Consider the following 21367-nt stretch of genomic DNA (forward strand, 5'->3'; position numbering starts at 1 on the left):
AAACGTCCTGAGGGAAGAAATGGCTTAGGCCTCGAATGGGATCTCGGCGTTTTGGAGGACGCCAAGTTCGTTGCGGGCAACGCGCTCGAGAAGCTTGAGGTCATCGAACATTTTGACCAGTCCGTTAACTGTGGCGTAGCGCGGTTCGTCCGAGACCGTTACGGCAAGATTGATGAACGACCTGAGATATTGATCGATACCATCGAGTAATGCTCCGCCGCCGGTCAAGATCACGCCGCGATCATAAATATCCGCAGCGACCTCGGGCCTCAATTCGGTCAGCGTGTCTTTGATCGTCTGGGCGATCCGACGAACCACCGCTTCAACGACCGGATAGATCTCGCCGCTGGTCAATTCGACCGCTGCAGGGCTGCCGGTCTGGACGTCGCGTCCCCGAACTTCGATCGTTTTTGAGATATCGTCGGGCAAGAAAGCGGACGCGAATGAGGTCTTCAAGAATTCCGTGGTCTCTTCGCCGACCTGCAGCCCGCGATGACGGCGAAGGTGCGTGGCGATCACTTCGTTGATCTCCGCACTGCCGTAACGCTCTGAGGTCGAATGCACGATCGCCCCTTTTGCGACGATCGCAATGTTCGTCGTCCCGGCCCCAAAATCGACTATCGCCGAGGCTCGCTTATCGGTCGGAAGAACACCTGCGCCGAACGCAGCCGCAAGCCCTTCTTCCATCATGAATACTTTCCCGATTCCGGCATCTTCGGCAGCGTTCAAAAGCGCCCGCTGCTCGACATGCGTCACGTCCGAGACCATGCTCATCACGGCCTGCAGCGAGATGTTCGATCCGCCGGTCTTTGCCTTTTTGACAAAGTGAGCCAGCATTTTCTTGGTCCGCTCAAAATCAGCGACCACACCACCGATCAATGGCGCCTTAACGACAACGTCGCGGCCCTCGCGTCCGGACATATCGGCGGCCTCCTGGCCGAAAGCTACGATCTCTTCGGTGATCTCGTTGATGGCGACAAGCGATGGTTCGTCCAAAACGACCCCTCGGCCCTTGACCGCAATGATCGTACTTGCGGTACCTAGGTCGATCGCCATCGAATCTGTCACCAGCTTTTTGAGCGATGAGATCTTGAGCATAAAAGCAGTGGGTAGGTAATTATATGACGATTCGGAGGGCCCTGCCAAGAAAAATCTAACCAGCAGGAACTGCTGCTCTTAGCCCCACCTTATCTCGAGAACCGCGACGGGCTGTACGCGATTCTTGACCGTAAGCGGCTCGAGGACGTTGACCGGAACGCGGTTTCCGCTTGCTTCGGCTGTCGCATCGGTCATCAGGATCTGTCCGCCTGAGGCGTTCGATTCGAGACGCGCCGCAAGATTGACGGTGTCGCCGATCGCCGTGTATTCAGAACGCTTGTCCGAGCCGATGTATCCGATCGTGGCTTCGCCGGTATGAAGTCCGATGCCGATCGATATATGGCTGTATCCTTCGGCGCGAAGTTCTTCATTAAGCTTGACCATACGCTTTTGCATGGTGACCGCAGCTTTGACGGCGTTCAAGGCGTCTTCCTCGGACGCGGTAGGTGCACCAAAGAGAGCCATCAATCCATCGCCGATATATTTGTCGAGCGTCCCGCCGTGTTCGAAGATTATCTCTGACATCGCCGAAAAGTATTTGTTCAGCAGCCCGACGACCTTTTCGGGATTGGCGTTCTCGGAAAGCGCTGTGAATCCCCGGATATCTGCAAACAGGACCGTGATCTTTTGATTCACGCCGCCGAGCCGGAATGACGCCGGATTTTCGAGCAGTTGTTTGACGACGTACTCAGGCATGAAACGGCTGTAATTTGCCCGGGCGACCTCTTCGCGTGCGAGCTTTTTGTGAGCTTTTATCGTTTCGACCGTGACGGCGGTCTGAGCCGCGACGGCGCTGATCAATTCCAGATGGTCGGGCGTAAAGGCCGCGAATGGATCGAGACGATCAGCGTAAAGAACGCCATGAACGTTCGACTCTGTGATCAACGGTGCACAGATCGTTGACCGAACGCCCTGAGAAAAGATCGACTCCGCACCCTGAAACTGCGCGTCGGTCTTGGCGTCCTGCGAAAGAAGCGCCACCTTCTCGCGCATTACCTTTTGCGTGATCGTCCGGCTGATGGTCAGCTTTTCGGTCATTTGCCCGATGTTCTCGTTTCGCGTCCGAACGCCGACGGGGTTAAGGCTGTAATCGAGGATCCGTCCATCGAGTGTTTCATCGGCTATGAGCGCTACCACGCGGTCGGCAGGCGTTCCGCGAAATATTAGATCGGTCGCCTTCTCAAAGATCTCCTTCAGATCAAAGATCGTTCCGAGTGATTTGCTCATCTCGTAAAGCAGTTCGAGTATTTTCGCTTTTCGACGAAGATCCTTGATCTCTTCGGGCGTAGCGATTCCCGACTCCATCGAGAGATGCGTCTGTCTGCCGATTATCTCGTTTGCCGAGATCTGGAGTTGTGTATGCCCAAGAGGCTTGTCGTCGTAATCAACCGATCCCGAAAGGTTCGCGACCGTCGGCGAGGTGCTGACAGATGTCGCGGCCACAACAGGTCGGTATGGGACCGGATCGGCAAGCGTCGGTTCGGCGAGTTCTTCGGCGTACTCCAGCTTGCTCTCGCCTATCACGATCGAATCACCCGGTTCGAGCGATTTCTCGAGCAAAGGTGCTCCATTAATGAAAACGCGATTGACGCTGCGTATCAATTCGCCGTTCTCGATATATCCGTCGATGACCTTAAACCTGTCGCCGATCGACGCGACCTGGGCGTGCTTTCGCGACACGCGGCGGTCGTTCAGGACGATATCGTTATCCTTGGCCCGGCCGATCGTAATGGTCGCACCGGGTTTCAGGTGATATTCGGACACGTTGCCGTTCGGTTCGATGATCTTGAGGATTGCGTTCACGGTATGGGTAATTGTAAAGGGTAATCAGCAAATGGTAAATTGGGGACGCTCGTGATCGGCCTTATTCCGGCATCATCGACCCGCATGATCTATCTCGATAATAACGCAACAACAAGGATCGCCGACGAAGCGGCCGAGGCGATGCTGCCTTATCTGTCCGATCATTTCGGAAATCCTTCTTCGGCGCACGCCGCCGGCCGGACAGCGTTGAATGCGATAAACGATGCCCGAAAGAGCGTTGCGCGGTTGGTCGGAGCATCGAGCGCCGATGAGATCGTTTTCACCTCCGGCGGTACCGAAAGCGACAACTGGGCGATCATCGGGGCTTTGCAGGCAGATCCGTCCCGCTCGCATATCGTTACCACCCAGGTCGAACACGAAGCAGTTCGCAGTCTATGCCTTTTGCTCGAAGGGTCAGGCAACCTTGTGACGTGGCTTGAGGTCAGCGAGACCGGAGAGCTGGATCTCGCTCAACTCGAAGCGTCGCTCACGGACAAAACGGCCGTGGTCTCGGTCATGATGGCAAACAACGAGACCGGCGTGCTCTTTCCGATCGCTGAGATCGGATCGATCGTAAAACAAAGGTCCAACGCATTGTTTCACGTCGATGCTGTAAATGCGGCCGGCAAGGTCGCGATCCGGGCTGCCGACTGGAACGTCGATCTGCTTTCGATCTCGGCTCATAAATTTCACGGGCCAAAAGGGATCGGAGCGCTCTATGTCCGCGAGGGTATCGATCTGCATTCGATGCTCATCGGCGGAGGTCAGGAATCGAATCGCCGGGCAGGCACGGAAGCGGTCCACCAGATCGTCGGAATGGGTGTCGCTGCCGATCTGGCATTCGACCTTTCGGCAATGACGAATGTCTGCTTTTTGCGCGACCGTCTCGAAGATCAGCTTTTGAAAATGTCTTCGATCGCAAGCGTCAACGGAACACGAGATAAGACCCTGCGTTTGCCCAATACGACAAACATTTCGTTCGAAAACCTCAATGGCGAGATGATCCTTGCCTTCTTAGACGATGCCGGGATCTGCGTATCGACGGGCTCTGCGTGTAATTCGCGGTCACATACCGCTTCACCTGTGCTCCAGGCGATGGACGTTCCCTATTCAAAAGCGATGGGATCGATCAGATTTTCTCTTTCACGGTACACGACGGCAGACGAGATCGACGCGGCCCTAAATGTCATGCCTTCGATCTTGAACCGGCTCGCTGCAATGGCCGTCTGATCAGGCAGCTTTCTCAATACCATAACGCGTCAGCTTCAAATACAGTCCGCGGCGGGTTAACCCGAGTTCGTTTGCAACGCGCGAGATGTTCCAGCGATGTCGGGCGAGAGCAGCCTTGATCATCTGCATTTCCAGTTCGGAAACTGCATCCTCAAGCGTCCCGCCCTGTGAAAGATTTGCGAAAGGTGTGATCGGGCTGTCGAAAGAGGCGATCAGTTTGCCGCCTTCGTCGCCGAAAGGGGTCAGCGGGCGAGCGGCGTGTTTGAGTTCGGGTGAAAGGTGGTCGGGAGTGATTATTTCGCCATCGACCGCGCGGGCGACGATCCGTTGGATCTCATTGCACAGCTGTCGCACATTACCCTCCCAGTTGCAGACCATCAGCAGATCGACGGTCTGCGGCGTAAAGGTTATGTCGTGTTTACCGAATCTCGAGGAATAGTGATTTACGTAATAGTTTACTATCGGCGGTATCTCCGACCGTCGTTCCCTCAATGGCGGCACGCGAAGTCGGATGACGTTCAATCGGTAAAAAAGGTCCTCACGAAATGTGCCCTCAGCCACCTTGTCCTCGAGCGGCATGTTAGTGGCCGCGATCACCCTTACGTCGACCTTTATCGGCTTCTTTTCGCCGATCGGCTGGACCTCGCCCTCCTGCAAAAATCGAAGAAGTTTCGGCTGAACATCAAGCGGCAGATCGCCGACCTCGTCAAGGAACAGCGTCCCGCCATCGGCAGCACGGATCATCCCGGGTGAATCAGAGACGGCACCTGTAAATGAGCCTTTTCGGTATCCGAACAGGTGACCTTCGGCAAGCTCTTTTGGCACCGCGGTGCAGTTGAACGGGATGAACGTTCGGTCCTTTCGGTTCGACAGCGTATGTATCGCCCGCGAAACGAGCTCTTTACCCGTTCCCGATTCACCGGTGACCAACACGGTCACGTCGGACGAGCGGATCTTATAGACCTCTTCGACAAGGGCGGTCATGGCCGGCGACGAATGGATGAACCCCGGCATCAGGCTGCTTGAGGTGTGCTGGCTTAATTCTTGTTCGACCGGAGCCGACCTGTCTTTCTCGCGAAGAGCGATGACATCCATCCCCAGTTCGACCACCCGAAGCAAAGGCAACAGGGGCGTACCATCATTCAAAACAGCCCCCGATTGAGGATGAACGAAAAGGATCGCTCTATTCGCACTCGTTGACCTCATCGGGAAAACAGACAGGTTACGGGTCCGAAGAAATGTCTTTTCGTCACCCTTACGCTGAGCTTCTTCATACTTGCGGACCAGGTCGGTACTCTCACTGGGTGAATAACCGTGGGTGATGAAAGCATTCAGCTGTTTCTTTTCATTCAGTTCGGCGATGACGACGCGCTTTGCCTGACTTTCCTGTTGAAGAACGGCGATCAGTTCGCGAAACAGCAATTCTCTCGACGCCGTCGCTTCCGCGAGTCTGACCATCAGCAATTGCGAAACGACCGAATTAACGCGTCGGTTCTCGACCCTCGGTGCTTCGGTCGAAGATGCCTTGGGCAAATTTGCAAGCGCCTCGGCGGCGTCTTTCTTGAGATCTTCGACCCCGAGCCGCTTGAAAATGTCGAGAGCCGCATTCAAGTGCTTTGCGGCACGGACGCTTTGCCTGTGCGGCAAATGCTGGCCCAACAGCAGATGAACAAGGGCCGTGTGGTATACGTCCTCGGCCGCCTCGAATATCGTTAGGGCACGGTTGAAATGATGGACGCCAAGTTCATTGTCGCCCGCCTCGATCGATAGGAGCCCGCGGATTCGCTGGATATTCCCCAAAACAAAAAAATCGGTGCTCGGGTCGTTGTCCTCGACGACAAGCAGCGAATTTTCACATTCTGCAAGGCTTCCCTGTTTAAGGCTGCTCTCGGCCACGACGAGACCTGCCATATTTGCGTAGTGGCCGGCACCGATCTGACGTCCCAGTTCGATCGTCGCACGGGCTTTTTCAGATGCCTTCGCGTACTTGCCCTCTGCTAATAGGCATCGCGACAGATTGCGCATTGCCTGAACTTCATACCATTCGCGTTTGCGCTCCCGTGCCTGTTTGACCGCCTCTTCGAGGAGCTTTTGTGCAGCCGGCAGGTCACCTCTGAGGATCTTGAGTTCGCCGAGGCTGTCGAGAATGCCGGCAACATGAGCGTGATTCGTTTGCTTCGCAAGATCCAAGGCGCGGGTGATTATCTCTTCGGCCTTGGTCCATTCACCGATGTGCAAGAGGTGGATGCCAAGATTATTGTATGCAGTGATCGAATTCAAAACATGTTCGGTCTGTTCGAAAAATTCGATCGATTTTTCGAGACATGCGATGCCGTCCTGCGGGCGGCGAAGGAACCAATATGCTCCCGACATATCGGTATAGAGCTTGCCGAGCATGAACGGCGCCGATCGCTCGCCGATGATCTGTATCCCGAGGTCGAAATACTCCAGGGCCTTTTCGCTGCTTCCTTCCTGATGATGGCTGATCGCGATCTCGCGATATGCTTCGGCCATACCGAGCCAATCACCATTTGCCCGAAGGTCGGTCAGCGAACGCTCGGCGTGATCGCGGCAGATCGGATATTCATTGAGTTTGCGGTATACGCGCGCCAAGCCGATCTCGATGCTTCCGAACAGGTGACTGAGATCGTTCGCTTTTGCCTTTTCGAGATTCGACTTAAGAAGCGTGACGGCCTTTGGATGGTCGCCGAGATTGTTGTACGAGATCGCCAATTGTGTCGTCACGCGCACCTGCGTCTCGGCCCGAAGCCTGCCAAGCATCTCGTCGTCCTCGTACGGCTTGATAACCTCGAGCGATTCTTTGTAGCGGCCGACGGTCTCGAGTGTAAAGGCGAGAAGTCGTTTCAGATTGGCGAGATCATCATCATGATGATTTCCTTTCTCGATCGCTTCGGTAACAAGACGTTCGGCCTCGCTTGATCTGCCTTCGCGCAGCTTTTGTCCGATACCCGTAAAGATCGTGTTCAACATCTCGGCCGACAGGGATCCTCGCCGCTGGGTGTAGAGATCGCGCACACCCGCACCGCCATCGGATCGTGACGAGGCGGAGCGGCCCTTTGACGCGGAGATATTTTCCTTCATTCGAACGTCTCGAAAAGATACGTGTAAGAGGTCAAGTTCCGGATTAGAACCTGACCGCATGAGATCAAATTGAATACTTAGTAAACAGCGCAGAAAAAACTTAACAGAAAAAAGGTCTTGCGTCCATAAGTTTCTGATCGACGGCGATCATTCGCACGATCGACCGCCTCACACCGCGGCCTATATTGCTTCTCCGAAAGCCTGCTGGCTATTGTCGCTGTGATAATCTAAGACCATTGTCGAAGTAGTTTATGCCCAAAATCTCTGATAACGACAGTTCGGTTTTGACCGAACAAAAGACGCGGCTCGAGAAGCCTAAGTTGTTCAAGGTGATCTTGCACAACGACGACTTCACTACGATGGAATTCGTTGTTTTCATACTCGAATACGTCTTCAAACGGTCCGCGGCCGAATCGGTCGTGATCATGCTCAAGGTCCATAATGAGGGCCGCGGGATCGCTGGGGTATATCCGTACGACGTGGCTTATATGAAGTCGCAAAAGGCGATGAACCTTGCAAAAGCGAGGGAATATCCGCTGCTTGTGACGGTTGAGGAAGAATAATGCAATTCGCGTACAAATGAGATTTTTCGCCGATAAGTGCTAATATTTAAGCTTTCGATCGACTATCGGCTGCCGACATTGAAACATGCCGAAGCTTGTTTTTTATGACCGAACCATTGGATCTGAAGAAAACCGTCAACCTACCTAAGACCGATTTTTCGCAAAAGGCGAATCTCGGCCAGGCCGAACCTGCTCGCCTTAAGAAGTGGAAAGAGATCGGGCTTTACAAAAAGATCGAAGAAGCCCGAGAAGGCCGCGAGAAATTCATCCTCCACGACGGCCCGCCTTACGCTAATGCTGATATTCACATCGGTACGGCTTTGAATAAGATCCTGAAGGATTTTGTCGTCAAAACGCGTTCGATGATGGGTTATGACGCCCCGTACGTGCCAGGATACGATTGCCACGGGCTGCCGATAGAAACGCTTGTTGAGAAAAAACTCGCCGAAAAAGGGAAGAACAAGGCTGATATTCCGGTTTCGAGCTTTCGCCGCATCTGCCGTGAACACGCCTCGACGGCAATGAACAATCAGACCCGCGATTTTCAGCGGCTCGGCATCCTCGGCGAGTGGGAGAATCCGTATCTGACGATGTCGCCGGAATATGAATCCTCTACTGCGCGCTTGTTCGGGAAGTTCCTTGAGCGAGGTTACGTGTATAAAGGGCTGCGGCCGGTCTATTGGTGCATCCACGACCAAACGGCTTTAGCTGAAGCAGAGGTCGAGTACAGAGAGCACACGTCGCCGTCGGTCTATGTGAAATTCCCGCTGAGGTCCGATCCGGCTGACATCGACGCGGCTCTTGCCGGGAAAAACGCATTTCTTGTGATCTGGACCACTACGCCATGGACGCTGCCTGCAAACCTTGGCATCGCCGTTCATCCGGATTTCGATTATTCCGCGATCGAGGTTGGCAGCGAGGTCTACATCGTCGCGTCAGAGCTCAAAGGTGCGTTTGTCGAGACCTGTGAATTTGAGGCCTCGGCCGAGATCGCCCGATTCAAAGGCTCGAAGCTCGACCGGCTCGAAGCGAAACACGCGTGGCTGGACCGCACATCGCTGATCATGAACGGCGAGCACGTCACGCTGGGCGAAGCCGATGCCGAGACCGAGCTTGACGTTAGATTTGAAAGCAAGAGCTCGGCAAAATCTGGCACCGGCCTTGTTCATACTGCACCGGGCCACGGAGCGGACGATTTTCACATCGGCAAAAAGTACGGCCTCGATATATATAATCCGGTCGATGCGGCGGGCCGCTTTATTGCCGAGGTCGAGCATTTTGGTGGAATGAACATCTTCGAGGCTAACCCGAAGATCGTCCAGTTTCTCCGCGAGAACGGGATGCTGCTGCATTCCGAGAAATACCAGCACCGATATCCGCACTGCTGGCGCTGCAAGAACCCGGTCGTTTTCCGGGCAACACCGCAATGGTTCATCTCGATGGACGAGATCCAGGGCGACTCGGACGCGAAACCGCTTCGCCAGGCGGCTCTCGACGAGATCGGAAACGTCAAATGGCATCCGTCATGGGGCGAAGGCCGCATGTCCAATATGTTCAAGGGACGGCCTGACTGGTGCGTCTCGCGGCAGCGTTCGTGGGGCGTACCGATCCCGGTTTTCTACTGCAAAGGCTGCGACGAAACGATCGCCGACCCCAAGATCATCGACCACGTCGCTGACATCTTCGCCCACGAGACCGCTGACGCATGGTATTCGCGACCCGAGAACGAACTGCTGCCCGACGGCTTCAAATGTCCAAAGTGCGGCGATTCCGACTTTCGAAAAGAAACCGATATTCTCGACGTCTGGTTCGATTCGGGCTCAAGCTGTGTCGCTGTGCTCGAAACCCGCGGCGATACGCTCCGGTTTCCGGCCGATGTCTATCTCGAAGGCGGCGATCAATACCGGGGCTGGTTCAATTCAAGTTTGAGCTGCGGCATCGCCGCCCACGACCGCGCGCCGTACAAACAGATCGTCACCCACGGTTGGGTCGTCGACGGCGAGGGCAAAAAGCAATCCAAATCGCTCGGCAACGTGACTGCTCCGCAGGAAATTATCGATCGGTCAGGTGCCGAGATCCTGCGTCTCTGGGCAGCGGCCGTTGACTATACCGAGGACGTTCGCTGCTCGGATGAGATCCTATCAAGGGTCATCGACGCCTATCGCAAGTTCCGAAACACGCTTCGATACGCGCTTGGCAACCTTGACGGCTTCGACCCCGCAAAGGATTCTGTTGCAGAAGACGATTTGCTCGAGATCGACCGCTGGGCGCTCGCGAATCTCGATGAGGTGACCGCAAAGGCAATTGCGGGTTACGAAGCATACGATTTTCAGTCGGCATACGGAGCGATCTACAATTTTTGTACGGTCACGCTCTCGGCTCGCTATTTCGACATCATCAAAGATCGGCTCTACATCCTCGCGCCTCGTTCGATCGAACGGCGTTCGGCCCAGACGGCACTCTACCGCATAGCTGCGGACCTTAGCCGTTTGCTTGCACCAATACTCGCCTTTACGGCAGATGAGGCGTGGGAAAATCTTCCGGGCCAGACCGTTGCTTCCATCCATATCGCGGAATTTCCAAAGGTGGCCGGCGAAGCAGACAGCGTCTTGACCAGCAACTGGGAACGGCTCTTTGCCATTCGCGACGAAGTACTGAAGGCCCTTGAAGAAGCTCGAAACGACAAGAGCATTGGTTCGTCGCTCGATGCCAAGGTCGTATTGACGACGGACGCCGAAACCACCCGATTTCTTCTCGATTATTTTACCGACCTTCGATATATCTTCATCGTCTCGCAGGTCGAGGTGCATGAAAGCGATCTATTTGCGGTCCGGATCGAAAAGGCCGACGGGCATAAATGCGAACGCTGCTGGAATTATTCGATAAGGGTCGGCGAATTTGAGAAATATCCGACGGTTTGCGAGCGTTGTATCGAAGCACTTACTGAATTGGAAAAGGCGGCAGCCGCCTAGCAGGAGAAAACAGATGGAAAAGACGATCGGTATTGCGCTGTTTTTGATCTTGTTCAGCTTTTCGGTGTTTGGCCAAGCGGTCTATACGCCCGAGCGCGGTTCGGCAGAAAGAAAGGCGATCCTTGACGCGCTTCGGCTGCCTGTCGAACGCGATCTGAAACAAAAGGTCATTTTTGTTACCGATAATTTCAGAGTGCAGGGTTCGTGGGCCTTCGTCAGCGGGACGCCGCAGAACTCGAACGGCGCATCGCCCGACTATAGCGGCACGAAATATGCGGAGGCTGTCGATTCAGGTGCGTTCGACAACAACTTTTTTGCATTGCTCCGAAAAACGTCGGGTAGATGGAGAGTGACCACTGTCGCGATCGGCTGCACCGACGTCTGCTTTGCGGACTGGTGGCGTCGTTATAAGGCGCCTAAGGCAATTTTCCCTTACACTGAATAGCGTTTTGTGAAACTGCGGCAAACCCGGCATCGTTATTTCCGGTGTCAGACATTCACATACCGGGAGATGATATAAATATGCGAAATATGGTCCTTTTGATGGTGTTGCTTTTTTCAGGATATGCCGGCAGCGCGATCGCGCAGAGCACCGAGATCGATGCGGTCCGGATCCCATTGGAAAATTACCTTAAGGGACATGCGACCGGCGAGGGCGAGTTTTTCAGAAAGGCCTTTCATACCGAGGGCAATATGGTGTGGATCCGCGATGGTAAATTCACGACCCGTTCGTTTGCCGAGTATATTGCCGGCGCTTCGGGAAAGCCGCCGTCGGATGAGGCCAAACGCAAACGGTCGATCGAGGGTATCGACATCGCGGGCAATGCCGCATCGGCGAAGATAATCCTCGATTATCCGAGCGTTCGTTTCGTGGATTTTATGACCCTGCTCAAGATCGACGGCGAATGGAAGATAGTCAGCAAGGTCTTCTACGCAGAACCAAAGAAAACTCAGTGACGAAAAAAGACATACTTTGGAAACTTGGATACCTCGCCATCACCGGCGGGGTCTTTATGGTCGATCAGACCACGAAGGCATGGGCGGTAAGGCGCTTGCGTTTCGGTGATGATATCCCGGTCATTTCGGGGCTTTTGAATTTTGCGTATGCCCAGAATACCGGCGTCGCATTCTCGATGCTCGACGATCATGGCGACGCCGGAAGGTGGGGATTGTCGTTGGTCGCACTGTTGGCGGGTGTGCTGGTGCTCTATTTCTTTTGGAAAACACCGCGGTCGGATGACCGTATCCTTGGGTCGCTGGCTCTGCTGCTTGCCGGTATCGCCGGCAATGTCACGGATCGCCTCCGTCTCGGATTCGTCGTTGATTTTATTGATGTTCAGTTCGGTTCATGGCACTACCCAACCTTCAACGTCGCCGATATGGCGATCGTTACCGGTGCGGGATTGTTGATCATTGATATGTTCCTTTCAAAGAAAAACCTGACCCAGAAGGCCGAAGAGTAAGGGTTTTGCATAAGGCGGGCTTCCTTGAATGTGATCCCGAAGATCTGCATGGTTCTCAGATATGTACCCTGAATTATTCCGCATCGGTGATTTCCCTGTTACGAGCTACGGCATTTGGCTGGCGGCCGGAATGTTGATCGCGCTTTTCGCGGCGTCGCGCCTTGCAGCAAGAGACGGGCTGCCGCGCGAGCGGATATACGACCTTGGTTTGTGGACGCTGATCGGCGGACTTCTTGGCTCAAAGATATTGATGTTCTTCGTCGAAGACAACGTCAATATATTCTCACTCGACTTTTTACGCTCGGGCGGGGTCTATTACGGCGGGCTGATCGGCGGATTCCTGACCGTTGTTTTCCTGATTCGCTTTTACAAGCTGCCCTTCTGGAAGGTCTCTGACGCCCTCGCTGCGGGTCTGGCGCTTGGCCAGGCATTCGGCCGTCAGGGCTGCTTTGCTGCCGGCTGCTGCTGGGGAAAACCGACGACCAATTGGTGGGGCGTCCACTTCAGCGAAAAAGGAAATGAATACACCGGCGTTCCGATCGCCAATAATGTTCATCTGCATCCGACGCAATTGATCGAGAGTTTTACGATGCTTGCCGTCTTTGGTTTTCTCGTATGGCTCCACCGAAACAAGAAGTTTGACGGACAGGTTCTGATAGCCTACGGCATCATCTATTCGATCTTTCGTTTCCTGATCGAGTTCATCCGCGACGATCCGCGCGGAGACCTCTTCGGCCTGACAACGATGACCGGCCTTTCGACATCGCAGCTGGTCAGCCTTGTCGTCGCGGCCTTTGCTATCGCCTTCATGATAATGCGGCTGCGGTCAAACGATCTAAAGGAACCAATTGAGCACACCTAAAGCCCCGTCAGCGGGCGATATATCAACGCTGAACCTCAAGATCGACAGCGACACTGCCGGGCAGCGTCTCGATTCGTTTCTGGCCGAAAAGATCGACGGGTGGTCGCGGTCGCGTCTGCAAAAACTGATCGACGACGGTGACGTCCTGGTCAACGACAAGGCGGTAAGGTCTTCTTATAAACTCCGCGAAAATGACGAGATCGATGTCGATCTGGTCGAGGCACCGGTCGCGATCTTCGAACCCGAGGATATCCCCCTCGAGATCGTCTTCGAGGACGAATACCTCGCGGTCATCAACAAACCGGCCGGCATGGTCGTTCACCCCGGAGCCGGAAACAGCCGCGGCACGTTGGCGAATGCGATCGCATGGCACTTCGGGCAGCGTTTCAGCAGCCCGCAAGCAACGAACAAGTTGTCCGATCCAACCAATCCGTCTGATGGCAGCGAGCGTGTAGGGATCGTTCACCGTCTCGATAAAGAGACATCCGGGCTGATTGTCGTCGCTAAGAATGAGAAGACACACGAGGCGCTCTCAAACCAATTTCGCGACCGAAAGGTCACGAAGCGATACGTGACTCTGGTTCACGGCAGCCCGCGTGAGAACTCGGGTACGATCGACAGGCCGCTCGCCAGAGACCGCTGGCACCGGACGAAAATGACCGTAGCGGCGAATGGCCGCAACGCGCTGACGATCTGGAAGGTCAGGCAGCGGTTCGAGAAATTCACGCTTCTTGAGGTCGAGATCAAGACCGGCCGGACGCATCAGATCCGCGTCCATCTCGCCTCGATAAACCATCCGGTCGTCGGCGACAGCACGTATAACGAAGGCCGCGACAACACCGTCGCCGATATCGAAATAAAAAATGCGATCCGCATCCTCGGCCGATTCTTCCTTCACGCCGAGAAACTGTCAATCTTTCATCCGGAATCCGGCGAAGAGCTTTCGTTCGAATTGCCGATGCCTTCGGAATTGAGCGAATTCCTGAAAGTGATCAAATAAAAGACGCGGCGATGAGGTCCAGCTCATGCCGCATCTGATATTTGGCATAGAGCTAACGCCGGCATCTTTGCTCGCCTGTTTGTAGACAATTGAAATATTCAAGATGCTTCGCTTCGCCTTTCAGCGGTCGGCCGTTAGCTTGCTTCACGTTTAGAATAAACGCGTCAGGCGAAATGGTTCCTCCGGACGGTTCGTCTATGATCCGGGCGACCACGTAGGGTGCGAGAGTTGGGTCATCGGTCCCGCGGACCGTTTGTCTTACGATGCCTAGCCTTGTCAGCATTGATACCTCTCGAGCCGTTTTGATGATCGGTGTGCCATCGAGCGAAATGCCGTTTCGCAGCGCCAATTCCTCAAGCAGCTTTTTCGAACTTTCGGTCTCAGCCTCAGCGGTATATGTGACAAGGATCGCGAGCCCCAGGCCGATGGGGTTCTTTTCGGTGTAATCCGCGTCGGTCTCGACCAGGGCTGCTTGCCGGTCCGAATTCAGATTCAAAGCGCTCGGAAACATATAGATCGGATAGCTTTTAGCGGTCGTCAACGCACGTTCGCCCATTGGATCATTAGAAAATGCATCTCGAAAAAGCTCTCCTCGCGGAACGAGGAATAACAATTGACCGAATGCACCGTAGGCGGGCTTTACCGCCAGGATCCGTACGCTCCGGAAATTTGCATCGTATATGTCTTCAACGACCGACCAGCCGTCGCTTCCGCTCCTTCGATCCGTCATCGCACTCGAGATGATACCGTTGACCGCGTAATAGTCATCGCTATAGTCGAACGGACGCCTTTCGGCAGTAAAGATGCCGGTATCGGGCTTTGACGAATGAGTGCGCTGTGCATGTACCGTTACGATCAGTATACCGATCGCAATGAGGAGGAATGCTACCGGCCTTGTTTGCTGTAATTTTTTCATGAGTATAAACCTTCCTTTTGTTGATCTGAACGCCCTCCCCTGAATGAACAGTGCGTCAGATCAATCAAAAAGACAGGTAAGCCGGAAACATGGTTTCAGGCTTTGCGCTTAGTTAACGTCGGGTTTGGCTTTATACTGTGAAGCGAAAACATTTTTCTCTGATCAACGGGACGCTCCGTTTTCTACAGCTGATCGCATTTTCTGCTTCGATCTATATGAAAGGACTTCTCATTTTTTTGGTGACCATTCTCGCTTTCGCAGCCTCGGTTCCTGCAGCCGATGGCGACATCAACGTGATCCCGAGGCCTATATCACTGGAATACGGCACCGGCTACTTTACGTTTTCGGGTTCCACGGTGATCGTCGCGACCGACAAGCACGGCCGCGAGATGGCCGGTTTGCTGAACGACTTTCTCGACAAGAATTACGGCTACAAGCTGAAGGTCATGAGCAGGCGGCCCGAGCGTAACATGGTCGTCTTTGAGAGTGTGGCGAACAGCGCGCCGGAGAAGGAAGATTACGAGTTACAGATCGACCCGACGGCAGTAAGGATCACGGGAAACAGCCGCGGAATGTTCTACGGGCTGCAGTCGTTCTTACAGATCTTGCCCGTGTCTATGAAAGACAGCGTCGATCTGCCGTATGCAGCGATCGGCGACCGCCCGCGTTTCCGCTACCGCGGAATGCACCTCGATGTAGCCCGTCATTTCATGCCGGTGTCCTTCGTCAAGAAGTTCATTGATCAGATGTCTCGTTACAAGTTCAACTATTTTCACTGGCATTTGACCGAGGATCAGGGCTGGCGGATCGAGATCAAGAAATACCCGCGGCTGACAGAGATCGGGTCGAAACGGCCTGAGACGATGAAGGAGCGTAACTTTGCTCCGTACATCGGCGACGGCATTCCGCATGGCGGTTTCTATACACAGGACGAGATCAAGGAGGTTGTTGCATTTGCAAAGGCCCGGCGTATCACGGTGATACCCGAGATCGAGCTTCCGGGACACGCCTCGGCGGCGTTGGCCGCATATCCGCAATTCGGCTGCAAGACCGACTACCAGTACAAAGTGCAGACGACGTGGGGCATTTTCAAGGAGGTCTTTTGCCCGACCGAAGAGACGTTCAAATTCCTTGAAGACGTTCTCGACGAGACGATAAAGCTCTTCCCCGATTCACCCTACATCCACATTGGCGGCGACGAGGTGTTGAAAGACCACTGGAAGGAATCGGCGTACGTGCAGGAACTCAAGAAACGCGAAAATCTGAAAGACGAACACGAGGTGCAGAGCTATTTCATCCGCCGGATCGAGAAATTCATCAATTCGAAGGGCAAGAAGATCATCGGCTGGGACGAGATACTCGAAGGCGGCCTGGCTCCTAATGCTACTGTCATGTCGTGGCGCGGGATGAAAGGCGGGATCGAGGCGGCCAAGTCAAAACACGATGTGATCATGACGCCGACCGACCATGTCTATTTCGATTACGGACAGGGCGACCCTGCGTACGAACCGCTTAACATCGGAAGTTACGTTCCGCTTGAAAAGGTCTACTCGTTCGAACCGGTTCCACCCGACCTCACCGCTGACGAGGCAAAATACGTCATCGGCGGCCAGGCGAATCTTTGGACCGAATATATGAAGACGCCCTCGCACGTCGAATATATGGCGTTTCCGCGGATGCTTGCCCTTGCCGAAGTTCTTTGGACACCGACGAACGAAAGAAGTTTTACCGATTTCCGGCGGCGGATGTTCTCCGAGCTTCCACGGCTCGACAAATTTCAGGTAAATTACCGCATTCCCGAACCTGACGGATTGCAGAATGTCGTGACGGATGACGATGGCACCTCGATAGTGCTGCGTCCGGCTGAAGGAACGACGGTGCATTACACCACGGACGGCAGCGAACCCGACACCACTTCGCCGGTCTATCGGATCCCCATTACGATGTGGGTCAAGAAGGGTGAGACCGCAACTCTGAAGACGATAGTCGTGAATGCGGCGGGCCGCAAAAGTGTGGTTTATGCGGCGACGATAGTCAACGGCCGTATGCTCGAACCTGTGACGCTGACTGAAAGCAAGCCGGGCGTAAATTACGAAATGGTAGTTCCGAGCACTGATCGTGTCGAAGCCCCGCTCTCGCTTAAAGGTGAGACGCGTTCGGTTCAGCTGAATCAGTTCGCTCAGCGCATAGATCTAAAACGCCCGTTCTCGATACAGTATGATGGCTATTTTCGTGCTCCGGCTGACGGCGTCTATGAGTTTCAAGTCGATTCTACGTGGGATACGACGGTCATGTTCGGCGGCGAGATGTTGATCGACGATGCCGGAACGAAGGACCGAAAGGTCCGCTCGGCCATCGTGCCGCTCAAGGCTGGTCTTCACAAGATATCGCTCCGCTATAACCACCGCGGCGGCGAATCGACGTTTCGCTTCCGATGGGGCATAAAGGGCCGCGGACTGACGCAGGCATGGGGCGGCGAATTCGTTCATTAGGCCTCGACCCCGGGATCGAATATTTCCTCGATCGTCCGGCCGAATAGCCGGGCGATCTTGAATGCGAGCGTAAGGCTCGGCTCGTATTTGCCGGTCTCGATAGCGTTAATGGTCTGCCGCGACACGCCTAGCTGCTCGGCCAGATCGCCCTGCGACCATTCCCGCTCGGCGCGCAGCACGCGTAGGCTCGATCTCATTTGTACTTCCTCCACGCGAGGGCGAGCCCTGCGAAATAGAACAACGGCAAGAACGACCAGACGTGGCGATAACTCCAGTCCTCTGGTGACAGCGGGATGGCGAGCTGAAGTAGGCCGAGGACCATAAGAAGCAGTATCGCCATCGGGAAAGCGAATGCCAACGCCTCCATCTGGATCTTTCGCTCCATCTCATCCAATTGGCCAATATTCGTGATCCATAGCCAAAGGAACGCAGCGAACGGGATCGCAGGGATCAGGGCAACGACAATGCGAGCCGTTGAGCTGAGATCGGCCGTCTCAAGCACCCCACGGGATACGAAATATGTCAGTATCCAAACGACCGCAACCGAGATTACGAACCAGCCTCTATTGATCAATCTGTCTTTCACTTCGTTTTTCCTCCGTAGTTGAATGTAAAGCATGCTTGACATGCTCGACCAACTGTAATGTAAAGTATGCTTTACATTATGTCAAGCATTTTTTACATATGCTTATCTGATCGGGTCAAGTAAGGGATCTTCAGCTTATAATCGAATAATGTTGTATCGAGCGATTTTGTTTTCGATCTTGCTGGGATTGGTTGCGTACACGGAAGCGCAGACAAAACCGACTGACCTCACCCGTTGGGTAAATCCGTTCATCGGCACCGGCGGGCACGGGCATACGTTTCCCGGGGCGACGATGCCGTTTGGCATGGTCCAACTCTCACCCGACACGCGCATCGACAATTGGGACGGCTCCAGCGGCTACCACTACTCCGATGACATCATCTACGGCTTCTCGCACACTCACCTGAGCGGAACGGGCATTCCGGATGGGGCGGACATCTTGTTTATGCCCACTGTCGGTGAACCGCAATTCTTTGCGAAAGAAGGGGAGAAGTCAGTTAATGGTTACGCGTCAAAGTTCTCGCATGCGAACGAGAAAGCTGAGCCAGGCTATTACGCCGTCAAGCTCGATGACGACGGAATTCTCGCTGAGTTGACGGCAACGAAACGGGTCGGGTTTCACCGATACTCATTCTCCACGAAGGGTGAGAAACAGATCGTCTTGGATCTTGGGTGGCGCGATCAAACAGTTCATTCGGATCTATTTTGGGATGGCACTAATCGAATTGAGGGCTCCCGGGAATCAACTTCGTGGGCAAAGAAGCAAAAGGTCTATTTTGTTGCTGAATTCTCTAGGCCGTTCGAAACAATGGTCACGACATCCGATGCGACCGAGAAGCCCGAAAAGGTCGATGTCCGTGAAATCAGGCGCGGAGGTAATATGGGGGTGTCGGGAAATGGCGGTACCGTCGTATCGTTCGGATTCCCGAAGAGCCTAGTCGGACCGGTCCTTCTGAAGGTCGCCATCTCCTACGTCTCCATCGATGGAGCGCGGAAGAATCTCGAAGCCGAGTTGCCGCACTGGGATTTCGACAAGGTCCGGGCGGACGCCAAGTCGGCGTGGAACAAGGAGCTGAGCAAGATCGAGGTCTCCGGCGGGACGGACGAGCAGACGACGAATTTCTACACGGCGCTGTATCACACGATGATCCATCCGAACGTCTTCAACGACGTTGATGGCAAGTATCTCGGTCACGACCGGAAAATTCATCAGCTTCCGGGTTATTCAGTGCAGAAGCCCGCGCGTAAGCAAGGGCGTAACGGTCAAGTTGGAAGTTACGCCCTTCCTAACGGTCGGGCCTCCGCATCTGACCACTACACCGTCTTCTCTCTCTGGGACACGTTCCGTGCGACGCATCCTCTTTATACGATCATCGACCAGAAACGCACGGTCGATTACATCAATTCGTTCATACGCATTTATGAACAAGGCGGGCGGCTGCCGGTGTGGGAGTTGTGGGGCGAAGAGACGGACACGATGATCGGGTATCACTCGGTGAGCGTGATCGCCGATGCGATGGCGAAGGGAATCAAGGGCTTCGATTACGAAAAAGCCTACGCCGCCGCGAAGCACTCCGCCGAGCTCGATCACCACGGCCTCGCCGCGTACAAGAAACGCGGATATGTATCGGGCGAGGACGATAACGAATCGGTCTCGAAGACGCTGGAGTACGCCTATAACGATTGGTGCCTGATGAAGATGGGCAGCCTGCTCTTCAACCTCCGGTCGCTCAACAAAGCCGGTTCAGGGCCAAATGATGCCGAGTATCTTAAAGCATTGAGCGAAGACATCGACAAATACCGACGACGGTCGGGCAATTTCGAAAATTTGTTCGATCACGAAACGAAGTTTTTTCGTCCGAAGCGAAATGGCGGCTTCATCAAGCCGTTCGCACCGCAGGAGGTGACGTTCCACTTCACCGAAGGAAATTCGTGGCAATACTCGTTCTTTGTTCCGCATGATGTTTCGCGGCTAATGCAGCTTATGGGCGGTGAGAAACAGTTCGTTGAAAAACTCGACGAGCTTTTCACGACCGACGCTAAATTATCAGGCCGCGAACAGCCTGACATCACCGGCCTGATGGGCCAGTATGCCCACGGCAACGAGCCGTCGCACCACATCGCCTATCTTTACAATTACGCAGGCGCTCCGTCGAAGACGCAGGAGCGCGTGCGGCGGATAATGGACGAATTTTACAAGCCGACGCCCGACGGGCTGATCGGCAACGAGGATTGCGGGCAGATGTCGGCGTGGTACGTCCTGAGTGCGGCAGGGTTTTACCCGGTGGCACCTGGGCAAGAGACTTACGATCTTGGGAGCCCGATCTTCAAGCAGGTGACATTCGATCTGGAAAACGGCAAGAAATTCATTGTACGTGCGCCGCAGGTTTCGCCCTCGAACTTTTACATCAAGTCGGCCAAGTTGAACGGCAAGCCGCTCGATGCAACCTACATCACCCATTTCGACATAGCCCGCGGAAGCGTGCTCGAGATCGAGATGAGCGATCAGCCGCACGACAAGGCGTTCAGCATTTACTCGCCATCGAGCGTTTACCGCGATCAGGCCGCCGTTCCCGTGATCGACGGCGAACGGGTATTCGCGTCGCGAACTTCGATCACGCTCAAGGCGGATGGCAGCAATTCCCGTATCCATTACACGCTCGACGGCAGTGAACCTTCCGCTTCGTCTCCGGTCTACAACGGCCCGATCGAGATCGACCGAACCACTGCCGTCAAAGCGTTCGTTGTGCGAGCTAATACGCGTTCCCTTGTCGCCGAGGCCGTGTTTGCCAAACGACCGAACGATTGGACCGTCAAGCTCGAGTCCGAATTCAACAGCCAGTATCCGGGCAGCAGTTACGACGCGATCATTGACGGGCTTCGCGGAAATCACAATTTCGCGGCGGGCGAATGGCAGGGTTTCTGGGGCAAGACGTTCGAGGCTGTCATCGACCTGCAGCGTGAAACCGAGATCCGCGAGGTTGGCGGCAGCTTTCTGCAATCGGCCCGATCATGGATCTGGATGCCGGACCGGCTTGTGTTTGAGGTTTCGAACGACGGGACGAACTTCACGTCTATTGCCGATTGGAAGCCGGGATTCCCGCAAACCGAGATGAACGGCACACCAAAGGAATTCCTAAAAGCGGTCACGCCCGTCAAGGCCCGCTACGTCCGCGTCCGCGCCCACAACTTCGGCAAGATCCCGTCCTGGCACCCCGGAGCCGGGGGCGACCCGTGGATATTCATCGATGAAGTATTTATAAAGTGACGTCAGCGTGTC

Annotated in this window: 16 protein-coding genes; 10 read left to right on the forward strand and 6 right to left on the reverse strand. The window is 54.6% G+C overall.

The window, feature by feature from the left end:
• Window positions 1-24: 24 nt before the first annotated feature.
• Both IPM28_10620 and IPM28_10625 read right to left on the reverse strand, forming a co-directional pair.
• On the reverse strand, window positions 25-1098 hold the full coding sequence (locus IPM28_10620; GenBank protein MBK9173444.1) for a rod shape-determining protein: 1074 nt from the start codon (window positions 1096-1098) through the stop codon (window positions 25-27).
• A 78-nt stretch (window positions 1099-1176) separates the two neighbouring features.
• Complete coding sequence (locus IPM28_10625; GenBank protein ID MBK9173445.1) at window positions 1177-2901, reverse strand: FHA domain-containing protein; 1725 nt, start codon at window positions 2899-2901, stop codon at window positions 1177-1179.
• A gap of 84 nt (window positions 2902-2985) precedes the next feature.
• Between IPM28_10625 and IPM28_10630 the strand changes: the two genes are divergently transcribed.
• The gene (locus IPM28_10630; protein MBK9173446.1) at window positions 2986-4131 is read left to right on the forward strand and encodes an aminotransferase class V-fold PLP-dependent enzyme; all 1146 of its coding nucleotides are present in this window, start codon (window positions 2986-2988) and stop codon (window positions 4129-4131) included.
• On the opposite strand, the gene IPM28_10635 is transcribed toward IPM28_10630, so the two are convergent.
• Complete coding sequence (locus IPM28_10635) at window positions 4132-7233, reverse strand: sigma 54-interacting transcriptional regulator (protein ID MBK9173447.1); 3102 nt, start codon at window positions 7231-7233, stop codon at window positions 4132-4134.
• 251 nt (window positions 7234-7484) lie between these two features.
• Between IPM28_10635 and IPM28_10640 the strand changes: the two genes are divergently transcribed.
• The 7 genes from IPM28_10640 to IPM28_10670 all read left to right on the forward strand — a co-directional run bounded on the left by IPM28_10640 (window position 7485) and on the right by IPM28_10670 (window position 14093).
• On the forward strand, window positions 7485-7796 hold the full coding sequence (locus IPM28_10640; GenBank protein MBK9173448.1) for an ATP-dependent Clp protease adaptor ClpS: 312 nt from the start codon (window positions 7485-7487) through the stop codon (window positions 7794-7796).
• 116 nt (window positions 7797-7912) lie between these two features.
• Window positions 7913-10768, forward strand: a complete 2856-nt coding sequence (gene ileS, locus IPM28_10645) for an isoleucine--tRNA ligase (GenBank protein MBK9173449.1) — start codon at window positions 7913-7915, stop codon at window positions 10766-10768.
• 13 nt (window positions 10769-10781) lie between these two features.
• Window positions 10782-11213: a hypothetical protein gene (locus IPM28_10650; GenBank protein ID MBK9173450.1), complete on the forward strand. Its 432-nt coding sequence runs from the start codon at window positions 10782-10784 to the stop codon at window positions 11211-11213.
• A gap of 98 nt (window positions 11214-11311) precedes the next feature.
• A complete protein-coding gene (locus IPM28_10655; protein MBK9173451.1) occupies window positions 11312-11725 on the forward strand; it encodes a nuclear transport factor 2 family protein in 414 nt (137 codons plus the stop codon).
• Window positions 11722-12231, forward strand: coding sequence for a signal peptidase II (lspA, locus tag IPM28_10660; GenBank protein MBK9173452.1), 510 nt, complete (start codon window positions 11722-11724; stop codon window positions 12229-12231). The genes IPM28_10655 and lspA overlap by 4 nt, the downstream gene beginning before the upstream one ends.
• 61 nt (window positions 12232-12292) lie before the next feature.
• Window positions 12293-13093 carry a prolipoprotein diacylglyceryl transferase gene (gene lgt, locus IPM28_10665; protein MBK9173453.1) on the forward strand — a complete coding sequence of 267 codons (801 nt, stop codon included), beginning with the start codon at window positions 12293-12295 and terminating at the stop codon, window positions 13091-13093.
• Between the two features lie 19 nt (window positions 13094-13112).
• Window positions 13113-14093, forward strand: a complete 981-nt coding sequence (locus IPM28_10670) for an RluA family pseudouridine synthase (protein MBK9173454.1) — start codon at window positions 13113-13115, stop codon at window positions 14091-14093.
• 52 nt (window positions 14094-14145) lie between these two features.
• Here the strand turns inward: IPM28_10670 and IPM28_10675 are convergent, their stop codons facing one another.
• Entirely contained in the window at window positions 14146-15009 is an 864-nt protein-coding gene (locus IPM28_10675; GenBank protein ID MBK9173455.1) for a hypothetical protein, read from the reverse strand.
• 137 nt (window positions 15010-15146) lie between these two features.
• Between IPM28_10675 and IPM28_10680 the strand changes: the two genes are divergently transcribed.
• Window positions 15147-17501, forward strand: a complete 2355-nt coding sequence (locus tag IPM28_10680; protein ID MBK9173456.1) for a family 20 glycosylhydrolase — start codon at window positions 15147-15149, stop codon at window positions 17499-17501.
• Here the strand turns inward: IPM28_10680 and IPM28_10685 are convergent.
• Together IPM28_10685 and IPM28_10690 are read right to left on the reverse strand one after the other, a co-directional pair.
• Window positions 17498-17698 (reverse strand): helix-turn-helix transcriptional regulator, encoded by a 201-nt coding sequence (locus IPM28_10685; GenBank protein ID MBK9173457.1) that lies wholly within the window; start codon window positions 17696-17698, stop codon window positions 17498-17500. The genes IPM28_10680 and IPM28_10685 overlap by 4 nt on opposite strands.
• Window positions 17695-18087 (reverse strand): hypothetical protein, encoded by a 393-nt coding sequence (locus IPM28_10690; GenBank protein MBK9173458.1) that lies wholly within the window; start codon window positions 18085-18087, stop codon window positions 17695-17697. The genes IPM28_10685 and IPM28_10690 overlap by 4 nt, the downstream gene beginning before the upstream one ends.
• A 148-nt stretch (window positions 18088-18235) precedes the next feature.
• Here IPM28_10690 and IPM28_10695 point away from each other — a divergent pair, with 148 nt between their 5' ends.
• Entirely contained in the window at window positions 18236-21355 is a 3120-nt protein-coding gene (locus IPM28_10695; protein MBK9173459.1) for a GH92 family glycosyl hydrolase, read from the forward strand.
• Window positions 21356-21367 lie beyond the last annotated feature (12 nt).

Source organism: Chloracidobacterium sp. (genome assembly GCA_016716305.1).
GTDB lineage: Bacteria > Acidobacteriota > Blastocatellia > Pyrinomonadales > Pyrinomonadaceae > OLB17.